Genomic DNA, 17,225 nt, shown 5'->3' on the forward strand with positions numbered 1-17,225 from the left:
AAATGGAAAACAAAACACACATATTAGTTATTGATAACTACGATAGTTTCACCTATAATCTGGTACATTATTTAGAAGATTTGGATTGCGAAGTGACTGTAAAACGAAATGACCAACTCACTTTAGAGGAAGTTGATGCGTTTGATAAAATTGTGTTATCTCCAGGACCAGGTATTCCAGATGAAGCAGGTTTACTAAAAGCCATCATCCAAAAATATGCATCCACAAAAAGCATTTTAGGAGTTTGCCTAGGCCAACAAGCTATTGGCGAAGTGTTTGGCGGAACCTTAACCAATTTAGAAACGGTGTTTCATGGTGTTGCTACACAAATTACAGTATCAGTTGATGATGAAGCACTTTTTAATGGATTAGGGAAAAGCATGGAAGTTGGTCGTTACCATTCATGGGTTGTTCAAGAAAATTTACCTGATGTTTTAGAAGCAACATCCTTTGATGACAATGGGCAAATAATGTCACTTCGTCATAAAGTATTTGATGTTCGTGGTGTTCAGTTTCATCCAGAATCTGTTTTAACACCAAATGGGAAACAGATGTTAGCCAATTGGCTGAAGAGTTAAATAGATAAGAGAAATGATTCAAAATATAGCGTAAAATATTGGAGGTTTTTAGTTAAAAAAATATGAGGTTGTGATTTGTTAATGTGTTATTTGGTTATTCAGTTATCAAGTCATGACACCAAAATAACGCATATGTCATTAATTCATTAACCGAATACTCAAAAAATAAAAATAGCTCCTAAAAAAAGAAGGGTTCCGTCTTAAACAAGAACATAATATCAAAAAGATGAAAAACATACTTAACAGACTTATTAATCAAGAGCATATTTCCAGCGATGAAGCTAAAGGTGTATTGGTTAATATTTCAAAAGGCAACTACAATCAAAGCCAGATTACATCATTTTTAACGGTTTATATGATGCGAAATATTACGCTTGAAGAACTTCAGGGCTTTCGTGATGCTTTACTAGAGTTGTGTATTCCTGTAGATTTAAATGGTTATAACGCCATAGATTTATGCGGTACTGGAGGCGATGGTAAAGACACCTTTAACATTTCAACTTTGGCTTCATTTGTTACAGCTGGAGCTGGTGTACATGTTTCAAAACATGGTAATTACGGCGTATCTTCTGCTTGCGGATCATCCAATGTCATGGAGCATTTGGGGATTAAATTTAGTAGCGATATAGGTTTTTTAAAAACCTGTTTGGACGATGCAGGCATATGTGTACTGCATGCGCCTTTGTTTCATCCAGCCATGAAAAATGTAGCACCAATTCGTCGGGAATTAGGCGTGAAAACATTTTTTAATATGTTAGGCCCTATGGTTAATCCGTCCTTTCCAGAAAATCAACTTGTAGGTGTTTTTAGTTTAGAATTATTGCGCCTCTATAGTTATCTCTATCAAAATTCAGATAAAAAATATAGCATTGTCCATGCTTTAGATGGCTATGATGAAATATCATTAACAGGTTCCGCAAAAGTGATTAATAATGCATCAGAAAAAATGATTAACCCTAGTGATTTTGGTGTGGAAACACTCTCACAACAAGCTATTCATGGTGGTGATTCGGTTGCTTCCTCTGCAAAAATATTCACGCATATATTAGATGGACAAGGTACCATTGCCCAAAACAATGTGGTTTGTGCCAATGCCGCTTTAGCTATTTCTACAGTTAAAAACATACCCATTTCAGAAAGCTTTGCATTAGCCAAAGAATCCTTGCATAGCGGTCAAGCTAAAAAACGATTTAAAAAATTAGTGGCTTTAAGTAAAAAATAAAAACATCTATAAATACGAAATTGGTCATGGATATATTAGAAAAAATAGTTGCAGATAAACGCTTGGAAGTTGCATTAAAAAAACAACTTATTCCTTCATTGCAATTGGAGCAATCTGTTTTATTTGAACGCGAAACCATTTCGCTCGTTAAAAATTTACAACATAGTCCTTTCGGTATTATTGCGGAACATAAACGACGCTCACCTTCCAAACAGGTTATCAATCACAATTTAAATGTATTTGAGGTAGCCCAAGGCTATGAAAAAGCGGGTGTTTCTGGGATGTCCGTTTTAACGGATGGCAAATATTTTGGTGGATCATTAGACGATTTATTGTTAGCACGATCAAGTTGCAATTTGCCGCTTTTACGTAAAGAATTCATTATTGATAGCTACCAAATTTTAGAAGCTAAAGCCTATGGCGCAGATGTCATTTTATTGATAGCTGCCATACTAACACAAGAAGAAATTAAAAGCTTTTCAGAATTTGCTAAAAGCTTACAATTAGAAGTGTTATTGGAAGTCCATAACGAAGCAGAACTGCAGAAATCCATTATGCCGAGTTTAGATATGATTGGTGTAAATAATCGGAATCTAAAAACCTTTGAAGTCTCATTAGACACGAGTAAAATATTAAGTAATCACATTCCAAACGAATTTATAAAGATTTCTGAAAGTGGCATCAGTAATGTAGAAGCTATAAAAGAATTAAAGCCCTTTGGTTTCCAAGGGTTTTTAATTGGAGAAAATTTTATGAAGACGGATAATCCAGGTGAAAGCGCTAATCATTTTATAAACCAATTTTAGCTATGAAATTAAAAGTTTGTGGCATGAAATTTCCAGATAATATGGAAGCGGTTGCCAAGTTGGGACCCGATTATTTGGGTTTCATATTTTATAAGAAATCAGCTCGCTTTTTTGATGGTGTTATCCCAACATTACCTAATACCATTAAAAAGGTAGGTGTATTTGTAGATGCTTCACCAAAAGAAATAATAACTATTGCAAATAATTATAATTTGGATGTTGTGCAATTACATGGGAACCAAACCAAAGAATTTGTTTTAATGCTCAACGGACTCGCCACGCTTTATGCTGCCAAAGATTTTGAAGTTTGGAAAGTGTTTAGTGTTGGCCAACATTTCGATTTTAAAGATTTACAGCCTTTTGAAAATAAAGTGAGTAAATATCTTTTTGATACCAAAGGCGAACTTCAAGGCGGAAATGGATTCATCTTTAATTGGGATCTCTTAAAAGAATACCCTTCAGCAAAACCTTTTATATTAAGCGGTGGCATTGGTTTAGATGAAGTGGAACACATTAAAGAATTTTTAAAGCAAGATGTTTCAAAAAAGTGTTATGCATTGGATGTGAATAGCCAATTTGAAACAGAGCCTGGCCTTAAAAACATGGAGACTATAAAAGAATTTAAAAACAGATTGCATCACCTCAAGTGATTTTTAAGGAACTAAAACATAGTATCGAGAAGTAAAACGGTTGGATTCAATTAATTGAATATTACGGATTTAACAACAACAAAATAATATGACTTACAATATCAACGAGAAAGGTTATTACGGAGAATTTGGAGGCGCTTTCATTCCAGAAATGCTTTATCCAAACGTGGAAGAGTTACGTCAAAAATATTTAAAAGTTTTGGCGGAGCCTGACTTTCAAAAAGAATTTAAAGCTTTACTAAAGGATTATGTAGGCAGACCGTCTCCATTGTATTTTGCCAAGCGACTTTCCAAAAAATACAAAACCAAAATCTATTTAAAACGGGAAGATTTAAATCATACAGGTGCGCACAAAATCAATAATACTATTGGACAAATTCTTATGGCGCAACGTTTAGGCAAAAAACGCATTATTGCCGAAACTGGTGCTGGACAACATGGTGTGGCAACGGCAACCGTTTGCGCTTTAATGGGATTGGAATGCATTGTTTATATGGGCGAGATTGATATGGCTAGACAAGCACCAAACGTAGCAAGAATGAATATGCTTGGCGCTAAAGTAGTGCCTGCAACTTCGGGGAGCAAAACACTAAAAGATGCGACTAATGAAGCCATACGAGATTGGATTAATAATCCGGTAGATACACACTATATTATAGGTAGTGTGGTTGGTCCACATCCCTATCCAGATATGGTATCACGATTTCAAGCTATTGTTTCAGAAGAAATAAAATGGCAATTGCAAGAACATGAAGGTAGTCCGAATCCTAATTATGTGATTGCCTGTGTTGGTGGTGGTAGCAATGCAGCCGGTGCTTATTATCATTTTTTGGAGGACACCAACGTAAAACTAATTGCTGTTGAAGCTGCTGGAAAAGGTGTTCATACTGGTGAAAGTGCTGCAACATCGGCTTTAGGGAAAATAGGAATTATTCACGGCAGCAAAACTTTATTAATGCAAACTACTGATGGCCAAATAACAGAGCCTTATTCTATTTCCGCAGGATTGGATTACCCAGGTGTTGGCCCCATGCATGCGCATTTATATCAATCTGGTCGTGCAGAATTTCTAGCCATAACAGACAACGAAGCTATGGAAGCAGGTTTAGAATTATGTCAGTTAGAAGGTATTATTCCGGCTATTGAAACGGCTCATGCCTTGGCTGTATTTAAAACGAAGTCATTCCAACCCGATGATATAGTTGTATTAAGCCTTTCCGGTCGTGGTGATAAAGATTTAAGCACGTATAGCGATTATTTTAATTTATAAATGAAATTCATGAATAGAATCAATCAAAAATTACAGGAAAACAAAAAGCTATTATCCATCTATTTTTCAGCCGGTTACCCCAATTTAAAAGATACCGTTCCCATTATTCAAAAACTGGCAGAAAACGATGTGGATATGATTGAAATTGGATTGCCTTTTAGTGACCCTCTTGCTGATGGCCCAACTATTCAGGCAAGTTCTACAAAAGCGTTAAAAAATGGCATGACTACAGAGGTGCTTTTCAATCAGCTAAAGGATATTCGGAAAACCGTTTCAATTCCATTAATTATTATGGGGTATTTCAATCCCATTCTACAATATGGCGTAGAAGCATTCTGTAAGAAATGTCAAGAAATTGGTATTGATGGCTTCATTATTCCAGATTTACCTGTAGATGTTTATCATGATAATTATAAAGCGCTTTTTGAAAAATACAACCTCATAAACGTGTTTTTAATTACGCCTCAAACATCAGACGAGCGAATTCGTTTTATTGATAGTGTTTCCAATGGATTTATTTATATGGTTAGCAGCTCCAGCGTAACAGGAAGTCAGTCCGGATTTGGTAAGGCAGAACTTGATTATTTTAAACGAATTGCCACCATGAACCTCAAAAATCCACAAATAATTGGTTTTGGGATTTCCACGAATGAAACCTTCAACCAAGCAACCGAATATGCAAAAGGCGCCATTATTGGAAGTGCTTTTATCAAGCATCTTGAAAATACAGGTATTGAAAAAATTCATAATTTTATAAAATTCATACAACCATAAATATTCAGGGATGATTAAAATTCTTAACGACGGGAAGTTATTGCTTCTATTATGCCTCACATTGGGACTTGCTCCCTTTTTTCCTGAACCACACGTTTGGGGAAAATTAAAATGGATAGCAGGAGGCGCTGTTGGTATGCAACCCATGGATTGGCTTGATCTGTTATTTCATGGTTTTCCATTCCTTTTACTATTAAGATATTTAGTTCTCAAAATTGTTTTAAAAAAAATATAGTCAAATTCACATTTTGACTGAAAATTTTTATTATTATCTTTAGAATTCCAACCTAGACCGATTAATTATGCGAAAAAATTACATGAAAAATAAATCCTTTTCAAGTTCTCTCATTCTTTTACTATTCATTTTGCTTTCTCAAATTTCCTGGTCGCAAAACGATACGATTGTATTAAAAAACAATGATAAAATTATTGGTGAAATAAAATCGATGGACAGAGGTGTGGTTACAGTTAAAACGACCTACAGTGATTCAGATTTTAAAATTACTTGGATAGATATAAAAAGTGTAAGGAGTAATCAAACCTACTTATTAACACTCTCCAATGGCAAAAGAATAAACAGTTCCATAAACACAAAGCCTGGTGATGATACCAAAGTAACCATAATGGATGATGGCACTGAACTTGTTATACCCATTAAAGATATTGTATATATTAAACCCGTAAAAAATGATTTTCTCTCACGAATTGTCGCATCGGTTTCCGTTGGGTATAACATTACAAAAAGTAATAATTTAAGGCAGTTTTCCGTAAGCAGTAATTTAAGCTATACTGCCTACAAATGGCTTTTAACAGGTAGTTATAATTCTGTAAGAAGCAATCAAGACGATGTTGCAGAAACAAAACGTACCGATGCAAGTGTTGGTTTTAACTATTTTATGAAGAATGACTGGTTCTATGCCACGGAAGCAAATTTTCTCTCTAATGATGAGCAAAAATTAAAATTACGATCAACTATTAAAGGTGGTTTAGGTAAATATTTCGTGCATTCCAATAAATTGTTCTTCGGTGGTGGCTTTGGTGTGGCTTGGAACAATGAAAGTTTTAGTGATGAATTTAACACCAACCGTAACTCCATGGAAGCTTATGGAAACCTAACATTAAATATGTTCGATTTTAGCGATTTTAGTTTAAATACAGACCTTACTTTTTATCCTAGTTTAACTGAAGGCGGCCGATATCGTGTGGATTATAATTTAAATTTAAAATATGATTTACCATTAGACTTTTTTGTAAAACTAGGCCTAACCTATAACTACGACAGCAAACCAGTTGAAGGTGCATCGGATTCAGATTACGTATTTCAATCCACTTTTGGCTGGGAATTTAATTAAAAGTAGTTTTTAGAAAACTGAAACGCCACGCTATACAAGCATCTTTATTTATTATCCAACATATTTAGGTACATGTCCTCAACCTTTTTCCGAGCCCAAGGTGTGCGTCTTAAAAACTTTAAACTGGATTTAACCGAAGGGTTATCTGTAAAACATTTTATTTTTATAGTATAACCCATATACTCCCAACCATAATGCGCTTCTAGGTCTAAAATAATTTTCTCAAGCGTTATACCATGTAATGGATTATTTGGTTGTTGCTCCATATTACAAACTAACTAGATCTTTAATTTTCACCGCTTTTTCAAAATGATCCAATTGGTGTGTTTCAATCCACCAAGTTGCAGCTTCCATTAACAATTTTGGGTTATTATTTTTATTTTCAAAAAAAGCATAGAAAGACAAGCCAACATTTTCGCCTTTCTGTGCTATTTTAGTATTGCAAACGTGAATTATTTTCGACCTTAATTCTGGACTCATAATCTAATCTCTTCTACTTTTTGGCCGTCTATTGGACGTACGACTCTCATTAGATCTATTTGATTTTCTAGACGAATTATCTGAAGGTTTTCTAGAACTAGATTGATTTTTTTTAGGGCTTCGCTGTTTACTTCTACCTTGGCCTTGTTTTATAGGTTGTGTAGATGCATTAGGATCTGGTTCAAAACCTTCTAAAATAGTTACGGGAATTCGCTCACCGACCAATTTTTCAATATCGCGTAAAAATGTTGTTTCATCAGCACTTACTAATGAAATAGCCTCACCACTTGCTCCTGCTCTACCTGTTCTACCAATACGGTGAACATAATCTTCTGAAATATTCGGTAATTCAAAATTAATAACATGTGGTAATAGTGGAATATCCAAACCACGTGCTGCAATATCGGTTGCTACCAAAACACTTATTTTGCTAGATTTAAAACCAGCTAATGCCTTGGTTCTTGCACCTTGACTTTTATTTCCATGAATAGCGGCAGCCGTAATACCGCTGCTTATCATTTTTTTACATAGTTTATTGGCACCATGTTTTGTACGTGTAAATACAAGAACTTGATTCCAATTACCATCTAAAATCAGTTTAATAATTAAATCTGTTTTTTTGGCTTTAGCAACGCGATAAACCTTTTGAGTAATAGCATCCACGGTCGAGTTTTCTGGAGTTGCTTCAACCATTACAGGCTTCCGTAAAATACCATTTGCCAGTTTTTTAATGTCTTTTGAAAACGTGGCCGAAAACAATAAATTTTGTCTTTTAGCTGGCATTAAGGCCATAATACGTTCAATATCACGTAAAAAACCCATATCTAACATTCTGTCAGCCTCATCAAGTACAAGAATTTCAACCTGCTTTAATGAAATAACACCTTGATTTTGTAAATCTAATAGGCGTCCTGGTGTTGCTACCAAAATATCAACGCCACGATTAAGAGAGGCTACTTGCGGTTTTTGGTTGACACCTCCAAAAATAACTAAAGCACGTAAATCTGTAAATTCACTATATGACTTAACATTTTCATAGACTTGTGCTGCTAATTCCCGTGTTGGTGTTAAAATTAAGGCACGAATAGGTCTTCGATTAGAAGCTTGTGTTTGTGATAGTATTTGTAATAACGGAAGTGTAAAACCTGCCGTTTTTCCTGTTCCCGTTTGCGCGGATGCTAATACATCCCGTCCTTCAAGAACTGCTGGAATTGCTTTTTGCTGAATTGGCGAAGGTGTTTCATAACCTTGCTTACTGACCGCTTTTAAAAGGGCGTCAGACAAACCTAATGTTTTAAATGACATATAAAGTATTTGTGAAGTGATAACCTAATAAATACAGATGTCACTCCTTTTGTTAGCCGCAAAGGTAAACTTATTTAATTCCAAATCTTGGTATCTGGCAGTTTTTATCACAATTCAATGCCGAGAACAGTTTAACATTTAATAACCTGATTTTAAGATAGTTTTAATAAAACATTAGGCATTTTTCATTATATTAAAGTAAACTTAAAAAGATATAAATTATGGGAACTATAACCGACAAAAGAAAATTTAAACCAACCAAAGAACAGAAAAATCCAACAAATCCAACCGGAAATACCAATATTAAAACCAACGATTTTGATATTGATAAAAAGACTATTAAAAATCAAAAAAACAAAGAATAATTATTTCTTTTTTTTTGATAGAAAAGCCAATTTCATTACCATGAATTTGGCTTTTTTTTATGTTTATTTTTACTAAAAATAGTTATTAAAAATAACTCGCTTCTATCCTAAATAATTATACGGGAATTACGTTATTTTGCAATATGGAAAACACCTTAAAATCTTATATTCCTAGTGCTGCTATTCCACAGATAATGGCACTATTGGACCATGATGATTTAACTGTGAAAATTAAGACGGAACGTAAAACGCGTCATGGTGATTATAGACGGTTGGCCAACGGAAAGCATGAAATTACTATAAATTCCAACTTAAATTCCTATCGTTTTTTAATCACGTTGATTCATGAAATTGCGCACTTTGAAGCTTATAAAGCCTTTGGAAAACATATTAAGCCGCATGGAAAAGCTTGGAAACACACGTTTCAAAAATTGATGTTACCATTTTTAAATCCAGCTATTTTTCCAATGGATTTATTACCACTTTTGGCCAATCACTTTAAAAACCCAAAAGCTAGTAGTGATACAGATATAAAATTAGCATTCGCTTTAAAACAATTTGATCCACAAAATGACAAAACCTATGTGTTTGAAATCCCATTTGGGCAACACTTTAAACTATATAATGGTAAAGTTTTTAAAAAGGGCAACAAACGTGTAAAACGAATTGAATGTATTGAAATTAAAACAGGAAAATTGTATCTTTTCAACCCAAATGCAGAAGTAGACGTTATAAATGATTAATGAATATCTATCCAAACAAGGTCCTTTAAACAGGTGTTTTTGGTAAGATTAAATGAAACTAAATGAATAAAAATTATTACGCCATATTAATGGCAGGAGGTGTTGGCTCGCGTTTCTGGCCAGTAAGCACTCAAGATTTCCCAAAACAATTTCATGATATGTTAGGAACTGGTGATACCCTCATTCAGAAAACCTTCAGCCGATTAAGTAAGCTTATTCCTAAAGAAAATATTTTCATTCTCACCAATGAACGTTATAACGATTTGGTTTTTGAACAACTTCCTGAAATAACCAAACGTCAGGTTGTACTGGAACCAGCCATGCGAAATACAGCACCTTGTATTCTATATGCATCTTTAAAAATTCAGAAAGAAAATCCAGATGCCTTAATGATTGTAGCTCCAAGTGACCATTGGATTGAAGATGAAGCTGCCTTTACTACCAATGTAAAGCAGGCTTTTGAGTTTTGTAAATCTTATGATGCACTCATGACTTTAGGTATTAAGCCAACATTTCCAAACACAGGCTATGGTTATATTGAATACGATAAAACGACCGAAACCGATATTAAACCTGTAAAACAATTTAGAGAAAAACCCAATTATAAAACGGCTAAAGCATTTATAGAACAGGGCAATTTTCTGTGGAATGCAGGAATTTTTATGTGGAGTGTTTCGAGCGTTATTGATGCTTTTAAAAACAACCAATCGGAATTATTTACACTTTTTGAAAGTGGAATATCGGCTTACAACACCGAAAAGGAAGCCTCCTTTATAGCCGAGAATTATGGTAAGGCTGAAAATATTTCAGTGGATTATGCTATTATGGAATCCTCAAACAACGTGTATGTCCTTCCTGCTACTTTTGATTGGAATGATTTAGGAACTTGGGGTAGTTTGTATGATAAATTAGATAAAGACACCAACAAAAATGCGGTTGTAAATGCGCAAACCTTAACCGAGGATGCATCAGGAAACATGATCAGGACCGACGGGAAAAAACTCGTTGTAATTGATGGTTTAACCGATTATATCGTAGTGGACAAAGCGGAAGTTTTACTTATCTTTCCAAAGTCTAAAGAACAAGATATTAAAGAAACATTGCAACGCGTTAAAGATAATTTTGGAGACCAATTCATTTAAACATGGAAGAAAATAAGTTTAACTTTTCTGAAGAAGAAGAAACAAAAAAAGAAACTGCTGCTGAAGACGCAAAAAGCGAAGCGGCTGTTGAAGAATCTAAAAAAGCAGTAAAAAAAGATGCAAGAGGTCTTTTTGAAAACATTAAAAAATTCTTAATTGAGTTATTAGATTTTCGTGAAGATACAGATCGTGATGAAACGACCGAAGCTATTAAAAGAGACATATCGTTTAAAGGGGCAACTGCTTGGATTTTAGTATGTTCTATTTTTGTTGCATCTATTGGATTAAATGCCAATTCCACAGCAGTTGTTATTGGTGCCATGTTAATATCCCCACTTATGGGTCCAATTTTAGGTATTGGTTTATCTGTAGCTGTTAATGATATAGACACCATGAAACGGTCGTTAATAAATTTAGCCACCATGATTGTGTTGAGTTTATTAACCGCGTATCTTTTCTTTTGGTTATTTCCATTGAGCGAAGACACGTCGGAATTATTAGGACGTGTACAGCCAGATATTCGTGATGTATTAATTGCCTTTTTTGGTGGAGCAGCCTTAATTATAGCCAAAACAAAACGTGGTACTATTGCTTCTGCCATTTTTGGTGTAGCCATTGCAACCGCTTTAATGCCACCGTTATGTACGGCTGGTTACGGATTAGCTAAAGGTAATTGGCCATACTTTTTTGGGGCTATGTACTTGTTTATAATCAACACCATTTTTATTGCATTGGCCACATTTATTGTAGTAAAAGCATTACGATTCCCAATGTTGAGATACGCCAATTCTAAAAGGCGTAAGCGCACTGCCCAAATTGCCTCTTTTTTGGCAATTATAGTTATGGTACCTGCCGGTTTCACGTTTTGGAAAGTACTACAGGAAAGTAATTTTGATACAGAAGCTAAACGTTTTGTAGATAATGAGCTAAAAGGTTTGCCCCAATATGAGTACATTAAAAAGAATACCATTCCTAAATTTAACGATGGTGACTCCTATATTGAATTTAACACCTATGGTTTAGGTGAAATTCCTGAATCTACAATTGGATTGATAAAAAGTAAAACATCAGATTATCCAGCCCTAGCCAACACGCGAATTATTTTTAATCAAAGTCGTACAGAACAGTATGATAATATGAAGTACATGGAACAAATTAGGTTTCGTGACTCGGTTGATTTAATTTACCAAACACAAAAAATTAGTTTATTGGAAGATCGTGTTAAAATGCTATCTGCTTATGAGAAAAATACCATTCCATTTGACGATGTAATTAAAGAAGTTAAAATTAACTACGAAAATTTAGACCGATTTAGCTATTCTAGTGAAATTGCATCAGATTTTAAAAAGATAGATACTGTTTCGGTGTTTTCAGTAAAATGGAATAAAGACAAAATGAATTCGGCAGGAATTGCTAAAGAGCAAGATAAATTAGAACGGTGGTTGAAAGTAAAATTAAAATTGGACACGCTGGTTGTAAGACAAATAAATTAAGCGCGCTCTTCTATATACATTTGGCGCACTTTTTTAAAAAGATCTGAAGAGTAAACAAAGTTTGTAACGGCTTCATTATCGGTTTTAAAAATATTATTCTTAGAGCCTTCCCACTCTTTTAAACCATTTTTTAAGAACACAATTTTCTGACCAATTTCCATAACGGAATTCATATCGTGAGAGTTGATAACCGTAGTCATATCATATTCTTCCGTAATTTCTTGAATCAAATTATCAATTACCATAGCCGTTTTAGGATCTAAACCCGAGTTCGGTTCATCGCAAAATAGATACTTCGGTTTATTTACAATAGCACGCGCAATAGCAACCCGTTTTTGCATACCTCCAGAAGCTTCACTTGGAAATTTATTGTGATCATCCTCTAAATTAACACGCTCCAAAACAAATTCAGCGCGTTCTTTCATTTCACTTTTACTTTGCTTGGTAAACATCCGTAGAGGAAACATTACATTTTCTAAAATCGTCATGGAATCAAACAAGGCACTACCCTGAAAAACCATGCCCATTTCCGCACGCAAGTCGCTTTTTTGGTCATCCGATAATTTCGAATATACTTTACCATCATACTCAATAGCGCCATCCTCTGGCGTAAACAAACCCAACAAACATTTTAAAAAGACGGTTTTACCAGATCCACTTTGTCCAATTACTAAACTTGTTTTACCCTTTTCAAAAGTAGTAGAAATACCTTTTAAAATATGGGCATCTCCAAAGGACTTATGTAAATTTTTTACTTCTATCATGATAATAGTAATTGAGTTAAAATATAGTTACAAAGTATAATTACAACACTAGTCCATACAAACGAAGTAGTACTTGCTTTACCAACTTCCAATGCACCACCACGCATATAAAATCCATAATAGGACGGAATGGTAGCTAATAGGAAGGCAAAAATAACTGTTTTAATAAAGGCATAGGTAATATGAAAGGGTATAAAATCTTCTTGAACACCTATTATATAATCTTCAACAGTACTATAGCCACCATAATAACAAGCCGCTAAACCACCAACGATACCTAAAAACATGGCAATAGAAATAACAAATGGGTACAACATAAGGGCTACAAATTTTGGAAACACCAAATAATTAACCGCGTTAATACCCATAACTTCTAGGGCATCAATTTGTTCTGTAACACGCATAGTTCCAATACTAGAAGTTATAAACGACCCTACTTTACCCGCCATAATTACCGAAATAAAAGTAGGCGCAAACTCTAAAATAACCGACTGTCTAGTTGCAAACCCAATAAGCGTTTTCGGAATTATTGGACTTGTCATGTTTAGGGCTGTCTGAATAGTAACAACACCACCCACGAAAAATGAAATAAAAGCCACGATACCTAATGATCCTATAATTAAATCATCAATATCATTAAAAATTAAACGTTTCATAACCGACCATTTTGTGGGTTTATGAAACATAGCCTTAATCATTAAAAAATAAGTACCAATATTGTGTAGGTATGTCATTCTGCTTTTTCTTCTTGCTAAAATAAAAAACAAATATGTATTTAACGGTAATTTTAATTAGGGATATTTAAAAATCCTTACTTTTGAATTATAAATTCCCTTTCAAAATGAAAAATAGTATTTTAATTGTAATTATCCTCTTTACATTCAGTGCTTGCCAAGCTCAAAAAACACCTTTAAAGGCTACAAGTACTTCAGAAAAAAGCATATCTAACAGCAATCCAAAATTAGTGGTTGGGATTGTTGTAGACCAAATGAGATATGATTATTTAACTCGTTTTTACAACAAATACGCTGAAGGTGGATTTAAACGCATGATGAATGACGGTTTTAACTGTAAAAACAATCATTTTAATTACATTCCAACCTACACAGGACCCGGACACGCATCGGTTTTCACGGGAACCACACCAAAATATCACGGTATTATAGCCAATAATTGGTATGATAAAGAAATAAAAGAATCTGTGTATTGCGCTGGTGACGATAATGTTCAACCTATTGGCACACTAGATGATGCAGGAAAAATGTCGCCGCACCGTATGCAAACCACATCATTTGCCGATGAAAATCGTTTGTTTACACAAATGAAAGGAAAAACTATTGGTATTTCTATGAAAGATAGAGGTGCTATTTTACCCGCAGGACATGCTGCCAACGCTGCGTATTGGTTCCATGGAAAAGATGAAGGGCAATGGATTAGTAGTTCGTTTTACATGAATGAGTTACCAGAATGGGTTAAACAATTTAATTCAGCAGATACAGCTGAATCATATTTAAAAGTTTGGAATACGCTTTATCCTATTGAAACATATACTGAAAGCGGACCCGATTTAAATGATTTTGAAGGTGGTTTTAAAGGTCAAGAAACAGCAACTTTCCCTTATGATTTGGAGCAACTAAAAACGGATAACAAAGGATTTGACATTTTAAAAGCTACGGCATACGGAAATAATTTAACAACTGATTTTGCCATAGCTGCCATTGCTGGCGAACAATTAGGCCAAGATAATATAACAGATATCTTAACTTTAAGCTACTCAAGCACAGATTATGTGGGTCATAATTTTGGAGTTAACAGCAAGGAAATTCAGGACACGTATTTACGACTGGATTTAGATCTTGAACGCTTTTTCAATTATTTAGACAAAACCGTTGGGGAAGATGAATATACTATATTTTTAACTGCCGATCATGGAGCTGTTGATGTACCTTCCTATTTAACCTCAATTAAAATCCCTTCTGGTTATTTAAATAATAAAGAAACCAAACAAAAATTTAGCGCTTTTATCACGGAAAGATTTGGCGTGGAAGATTTAATAGAAAATGTGAGTAATAATCAGATATTTTTGAATAGAGATAAAATTTCAGAACTAAAATTAAATTTAGCTGATGTACAAGAAACTATTGTAAACGAATTAATAAAGTATGAGCGTGTTGCAAAAATTTACACCGCAACAACCATGCACAATACATCATTTACAACAGGAATTGAATCCTTGTTACAGAATGGCTATAACCAAAAGCGCTCTGGAGATGTTTTAATAGTACCAGATGCGGCCTACATTTCATATAGTAAAACAGGTTCAACTCATGGTAGTGGTTTTAATTATGATACGCATGTACCTTTATTATTCTTCGGAAAAGGTATAGCAAAGGGTAGTACATTGGAAAAAACAGTAATTCCAGATATTGCACCCACTATATCGGCAATGTTAGGAATTAGCTTCCCAAATGGGGCAACCGGAAAACCACTAGAGTTTGTATTGGATAATCAATAAAAAAGGTAGGGAACAACTAAAAAAGTAGAATAGCTTACTTATTTTCTATAAAGGAAATAATTATTGACCAACTCAATATAAGTTTCTTTAGCCTCGTCTTCCGTGATGTTTTGAATTTGAAACAATGCATTTGTTTTAAAAGCGGAAATTAGGGGCTTGCTACTACTCGGTCTACTATAATCATTAGTTGCTTTTTTGAAATAAGCATATAATCTTAATAAAAAGTCAGCAGGAAAAGGCTCATGATGATCGTTAATTCTATCAACAGCTTCTTTAAAGGCGATATCTAATTCTTCAGAAGTCATTATTTTTCAGCTATAATACTTTCAGCACCACGAACTTTTTGGTTAAGTGATACGTTAATTTTTGCATCTAAAGGTAAAAATAAATCTACACGTGAACCAAATTTTATAAATCCAGAGTCGCTTCCTTGATTTATTTGTTGTCCTTCTTTAGCATAGTTAACAATTCGTTTTGCTAGGGCTCCAGCAATTTGTCTATATAGTATAGGTCCGAAAATTTCATTTTCTACAACCACCGTCGTACGTTCGTTCTCTTCGCTTGCTTTTGGGTGCCATGCTACTAAATATTTACCTGGATGGTATTTACTATACACAACTTGCCCACCAATAGGATATCTTGTAACATGTACATTTATAGGCGACATAAAGATACTAACCTGTAAACGTTTTTCATTGAAATATTCTTTTTCAAAAACCTCTTCAATAACTACAACCTTGCCATCCACTGGTGAAACAATATGGTTATCATTATATGAAGTTTGCCTTTTTGGGTTTCTAAAGAATTGTAAAATCAATAATAAAAACAATAGCAACCCTATCATGATAATCATGTTAAGCCATGGTAATACCACGTAAGTATCTGATATCAAAAATAACGCTACAACAACGATTAGCGTAATTAAAATAATTTTATGTCCTTCTTTATGAAACATACTATATAATTTCTAAAAACAAATGAATAAAAGGTGCTGCAAAGATAATACTATCTAACCGGTCTAACAACCCGCCATGACCCGGCATTATAACACCACTATCTTTAACACCAGCTTGGCGTTTAAATTTGGATTCTATTAAGTCTCCCAAAGTTCCAAAAACACTAATTATAATTGCTAATATTAGCCAATTATTAAAACTTAATGTTTCGGTAAAGGTAGCAATAAAATAGCTAGCTACCGATGAAAAAAATAATCCACCTATAAAGCCTTCCACCGTTTTCTTTGGTGAAATTTTTTCGAAAAGCTTCTGTTTCCCAAAATTCTTACCCACCAAAAAGGCAAAGGTATCATTTACCCAAACCAAAATAAAAGCGCCTAATAGAATAAACGGATTGTACTCACTATTATAATTTGCAATCAATATAAGAAATACAAAAGCACTAGATAAATAAAAGGTTGAGAGTAAAAATCGTTTGGAAATAAATAATGGAATTCGTTTTTCTGCAAATAAGTCTTTAATTAAAAGTAGTTGCACAAAAATCGTAATTACTTGTAGAATACGCGTGGCTGCACTTAAACCCGCATCTGTTTTCATGAAAAACTGCCAATAACCAAATATTAAATACATGAGTGTAAAAATCACATAAGGCCAAAAAGATTTATAGCCAATAAGTTTTTTAAATTCTCCCATACATATCAATCCGAAAATAAAAAACAGGATTATTAAAGCGTGTTCGTTTAATAGAGACACCATTAACAATGAAACATATAACAAACCCGTAAAGGATCTTATAAGGATTTCTTTCAT

The 17,225-nt window shown here is 34.0% G+C and carries 20 protein-coding genes; 12 read left to right on the forward strand and 8 right to left on the reverse strand.

From position 1 onward, the window contains the following. Positions 1–2: 2 nt before the first annotated feature. From ACN0QX_RS06565 to ACN0QX_RS06595, 7 genes are all read left to right on the forward strand, one after another. Positions 3–578: an anthranilate synthase component II gene (locus ACN0QX_RS06565; RefSeq protein ID WP_376861603.1), complete on the forward strand. Its 576-nt coding sequence runs from the start codon at positions 3–5 to the stop codon at positions 576–578. 226 nt (positions 579–804) lie between these two features. Next, on the forward strand, positions 805–1,800 hold the full coding sequence (gene trpD, locus ACN0QX_RS06570; protein WP_417195952.1) for an anthranilate phosphoribosyltransferase: 996 nt from the start codon (positions 805–807) through the stop codon (positions 1,798–1,800). A gap of 26 nt (positions 1,801–1,826) precedes the next feature. Next, positions 1,827–2,606: an indole-3-glycerol phosphate synthase TrpC gene (trpC, locus tag ACN0QX_RS06575; protein ID WP_417195953.1), complete on the forward strand. Its 780-nt coding sequence runs from the start codon at positions 1,827–1,829 to the stop codon at positions 2,604–2,606. Between the two features lie 2 nt (positions 2,607–2,608). After that, on the forward strand, positions 2,609–3,256 hold the full coding sequence (locus tag ACN0QX_RS06580) for a phosphoribosylanthranilate isomerase (protein ID WP_417195954.1): 648 nt from the start codon (positions 2,609–2,611) through the stop codon (positions 3,254–3,256). A gap of 88 nt (positions 3,257–3,344) precedes the next feature. Next, the gene (gene trpB, locus ACN0QX_RS06585) at positions 3,345–4,526 is read left to right on the forward strand and encodes a tryptophan synthase subunit beta (RefSeq protein WP_248395305.1); all 1,182 of its coding nucleotides are present in this window, start codon (positions 3,345–3,347) and stop codon (positions 4,524–4,526) included. A 9-nt stretch (positions 4,527–4,535) separates the two neighbouring features. Continuing rightward, positions 4,536–5,300, forward strand: coding sequence for a tryptophan synthase subunit alpha (gene trpA / locus ACN0QX_RS06590; RefSeq protein ID WP_417195955.1), 765 nt, complete (start codon positions 4,536–4,538; stop codon positions 5,298–5,300). A gap of 317 nt (positions 5,301–5,617) precedes the next feature. Then, positions 5,618–6,652, forward strand: coding sequence for a DUF481 domain-containing protein (locus ACN0QX_RS06595; RefSeq protein WP_248395311.1), 1,035 nt, complete (start codon positions 5,618–5,620; stop codon positions 6,650–6,652). A gap of 44 nt (positions 6,653–6,696) precedes the next feature. Here ACN0QX_RS06595 and ACN0QX_RS06600 read toward each other — a convergent pair whose 3' ends face one another. The 3 genes from ACN0QX_RS06600 to ACN0QX_RS06610 are packed head-to-tail and all read right to left on the reverse strand — an operon-like array spanning position 6,697 to position 8,437. After that, positions 6,697–6,918 carry a VF530 family DNA-binding protein gene (locus tag ACN0QX_RS06600; protein ID WP_248395313.1) on the reverse strand — a complete coding sequence of 74 codons (222 nt, stop codon included), beginning with the start codon at positions 6,916–6,918 and terminating at the stop codon, positions 6,697–6,699. A 1-nt stretch (position 6,919) separates the two neighbouring features. Next, entirely contained in the window at positions 6,920–7,132 is a 213-nt protein-coding gene (locus ACN0QX_RS06605) for a DUF6500 family protein (RefSeq protein ID WP_248395315.1), read from the reverse strand. A 3-nt stretch (positions 7,133–7,135) separates the two neighbouring features. Beyond that, entirely contained in the window at positions 7,136–8,437 is a 1,302-nt protein-coding gene (locus tag ACN0QX_RS06610; RefSeq protein WP_417195956.1) for a DEAD/DEAH box helicase, read from the reverse strand. 221 nt (positions 8,438–8,658) lie between these two features. On the opposite strand from ACN0QX_RS06610, the gene ACN0QX_RS06615 reads away from it, so the two are divergent. From ACN0QX_RS06615 to ACN0QX_RS06630, 4 genes are all read left to right on the forward strand, one after another. Continuing rightward, positions 8,659–8,802, forward strand: coding sequence for a hypothetical protein (locus tag ACN0QX_RS06615; RefSeq protein ID WP_248395318.1), 144 nt, complete (start codon positions 8,659–8,661; stop codon positions 8,800–8,802). 143 nt (positions 8,803–8,945) lie between these two features. Then, on the forward strand, positions 8,946–9,545 hold the full coding sequence (locus ACN0QX_RS06620; RefSeq protein ID WP_417195957.1) for a SprT-like domain-containing protein: 600 nt from the start codon (positions 8,946–8,948) through the stop codon (positions 9,543–9,545). A 62-nt stretch (positions 9,546–9,607) separates the two neighbouring features. After that, a complete protein-coding gene (locus ACN0QX_RS06625; protein ID WP_417195958.1) occupies positions 9,608–10,687 on the forward strand; it encodes a mannose-1-phosphate guanylyltransferase in 1,080 nt (359 codons plus the stop codon). Between the two features lie 2 nt (positions 10,688–10,689). Beyond that, positions 10,690–12,180, forward strand: coding sequence for a TIGR00341 family protein (locus ACN0QX_RS06630; RefSeq protein WP_248395324.1), 1,491 nt, complete (start codon positions 10,690–10,692; stop codon positions 12,178–12,180). On the opposite strand, the gene ACN0QX_RS06635 is transcribed toward ACN0QX_RS06630, so the two are convergent. After that, positions 12,177–12,944 carry an ABC transporter ATP-binding protein gene (locus ACN0QX_RS06635; RefSeq protein ID WP_248395327.1) on the reverse strand — a complete coding sequence of 256 codons (768 nt, stop codon included), beginning with the start codon at positions 12,942–12,944 and terminating at the stop codon, positions 12,177–12,179. The genes ACN0QX_RS06630 and ACN0QX_RS06635 overlap by 4 nt on opposite strands. Then, entirely contained in the window at positions 12,941–13,678 is a 738-nt protein-coding gene (locus ACN0QX_RS06640) for an MlaE family ABC transporter permease (RefSeq protein ID WP_248395329.1), read from the reverse strand. The genes ACN0QX_RS06635 and ACN0QX_RS06640 overlap by 4 nt, the downstream gene beginning before the upstream one ends. Positions 13,679–13,785: 107 nt before the next feature. Here ACN0QX_RS06640 and pafA point away from each other — a divergent pair, with 107 nt between their 5' ends. Beyond that, on the forward strand, positions 13,786–15,459 hold the full coding sequence (gene pafA, locus ACN0QX_RS06645; protein ID WP_417195959.1) for an alkaline phosphatase PafA: 1,674 nt from the start codon (positions 13,786–13,788) through the stop codon (positions 15,457–15,459). Between the two features lie 38 nt (positions 15,460–15,497). Here pafA and ACN0QX_RS06650 read toward each other — a convergent pair whose 3' ends face one another. The 3 genes from ACN0QX_RS06650 to ACN0QX_RS06660 are packed head-to-tail and all read right to left on the reverse strand — an operon-like array spanning position 15,498 to position 17,225. Next, positions 15,498–15,764 (reverse strand): acyl-CoA-binding protein, encoded by a 267-nt coding sequence (locus ACN0QX_RS06650; protein WP_066254621.1) that lies wholly within the window; start codon positions 15,762–15,764, stop codon positions 15,498–15,500. Then, a complete protein-coding gene (locus tag ACN0QX_RS06655) occupies positions 15,764–16,414 on the reverse strand; it encodes a phosphatidylserine decarboxylase family protein (protein ID WP_248395333.1) in 651 nt (216 codons plus the stop codon). Before ACN0QX_RS06655 ends, ACN0QX_RS06650 begins: the two co-directional genes overlap by 1 nt. Before the next feature lies 1 nt (position 16,415). Further along, positions 16,416–17,225 (reverse strand): phosphatidate cytidylyltransferase, encoded by an 810-nt coding sequence (locus tag ACN0QX_RS06660; protein ID WP_417195960.1) that lies wholly within the window; start codon positions 17,223–17,225, stop codon positions 16,416–16,418.

It is taken from the genome of Bizionia sp., from assembly GCF_048259285.1.
Lineage (GTDB): Bacteria > Bacteroidota > Bacteroidia > Flavobacteriales > Flavobacteriaceae > Algorimicrobium > Algorimicrobium hallyeonense.

Bases quoted from the DNA above. Each gene is read 5' to 3' on its own strand.
- ACN0QX_RS06580 (WP_417195954.1), top strand. From the start codon at position 2,609: ATGAAATTAAAAGTTTGTGGCATGAAATTTCCAGATAATATGGAAGCG.
- ACN0QX_RS06600 (WP_248395313.1), bottom strand. From the start codon at position 6,918: ATGGAGCAACAACCAAATAATCCATTACATGGTATAACGCTTGAGAAA.
- trpD (WP_417195952.1), top strand. From the start codon at position 805: ATGAAAAACATACTTAACAGACTTATTAATCAAGAGCATATTTCCAGC.
- ACN0QX_RS06630 (WP_248395324.1), top strand. From the start codon at position 10,690: ATGGAAGAAAATAAGTTTAACTTTTCTGAAGAAGAAGAAACAAAAAAA.
- trpB (WP_248395305.1), top strand. From the start codon at position 3,345: ATGACTTACAATATCAACGAGAAAGGTTATTACGGAGAATTTGGAGGC.
- ACN0QX_RS06610 (WP_417195956.1), bottom strand. From the start codon at position 8,437: ATGTCATTTAAAACATTAGGTTTGTCTGACGCCCTTTTAAAAGCGGTC.
- ACN0QX_RS06625 (WP_417195958.1), top strand. From the start codon at position 9,608: ATGAATAAAAATTATTACGCCATATTAATGGCAGGAGGTGTTGGCTCG.
- ACN0QX_RS06620 (WP_417195957.1), top strand. From the start codon at position 8,946: ATGGAAAACACCTTAAAATCTTATATTCCTAGTGCTGCTATTCCACAG.
- trpA (WP_417195955.1), top strand. From the start codon at position 4,536: ATGAATAGAATCAATCAAAAATTACAGGAAAACAAAAAGCTATTATCC.
- ACN0QX_RS06565 (WP_376861603.1), top strand. From the start codon at position 3: ATGGAAAACAAAACACACATATTAGTTATTGATAACTACGATAGTTTC.
- ACN0QX_RS06655 (WP_248395333.1), bottom strand. From the start codon at position 16,414: ATGTTTCATAAAGAAGGACATAAAATTATTTTAATTACGCTAATCGTT.
- ACN0QX_RS06595 (WP_248395311.1), top strand. From the start codon at position 5,618: ATGAAAAATAAATCCTTTTCAAGTTCTCTCATTCTTTTACTATTCATT.
- pafA (WP_417195959.1), top strand. From the start codon at position 13,786: ATGAAAAATAGTATTTTAATTGTAATTATCCTCTTTACATTCAGTGCT.
- ACN0QX_RS06660 (WP_417195960.1), bottom strand. From the start codon at position 17,225: ATGAAAGAAATCCTTATAAGATCCTTTACGGGTTTGTTATATGTTTCA.
- ACN0QX_RS06615 (WP_248395318.1), top strand. From the start codon at position 8,659: ATGGGAACTATAACCGACAAAAGAAAATTTAAACCAACCAAAGAACAG.
- ACN0QX_RS06650 (WP_066254621.1), bottom strand. From the start codon at position 15,764: ATGACTTCTGAAGAATTAGATATCGCCTTTAAAGAAGCTGTTGATAGA.
- trpC (WP_417195953.1), top strand. From the start codon at position 1,827: ATGGATATATTAGAAAAAATAGTTGCAGATAAACGCTTGGAAGTTGCA.
- ACN0QX_RS06635 (WP_248395327.1), bottom strand. From the start codon at position 12,944: ATGATAGAAGTAAAAAATTTACATAAGTCCTTTGGAGATGCCCATATT.
- ACN0QX_RS06640 (WP_248395329.1), bottom strand. From the start codon at position 13,678: ATGACATACCTACACAATATTGGTACTTATTTTTTAATGATTAAGGCT.
- ACN0QX_RS06605 (WP_248395315.1), bottom strand. From the start codon at position 7,132: ATGAGTCCAGAATTAAGGTCGAAAATAATTCACGTTTGCAATACTAAA.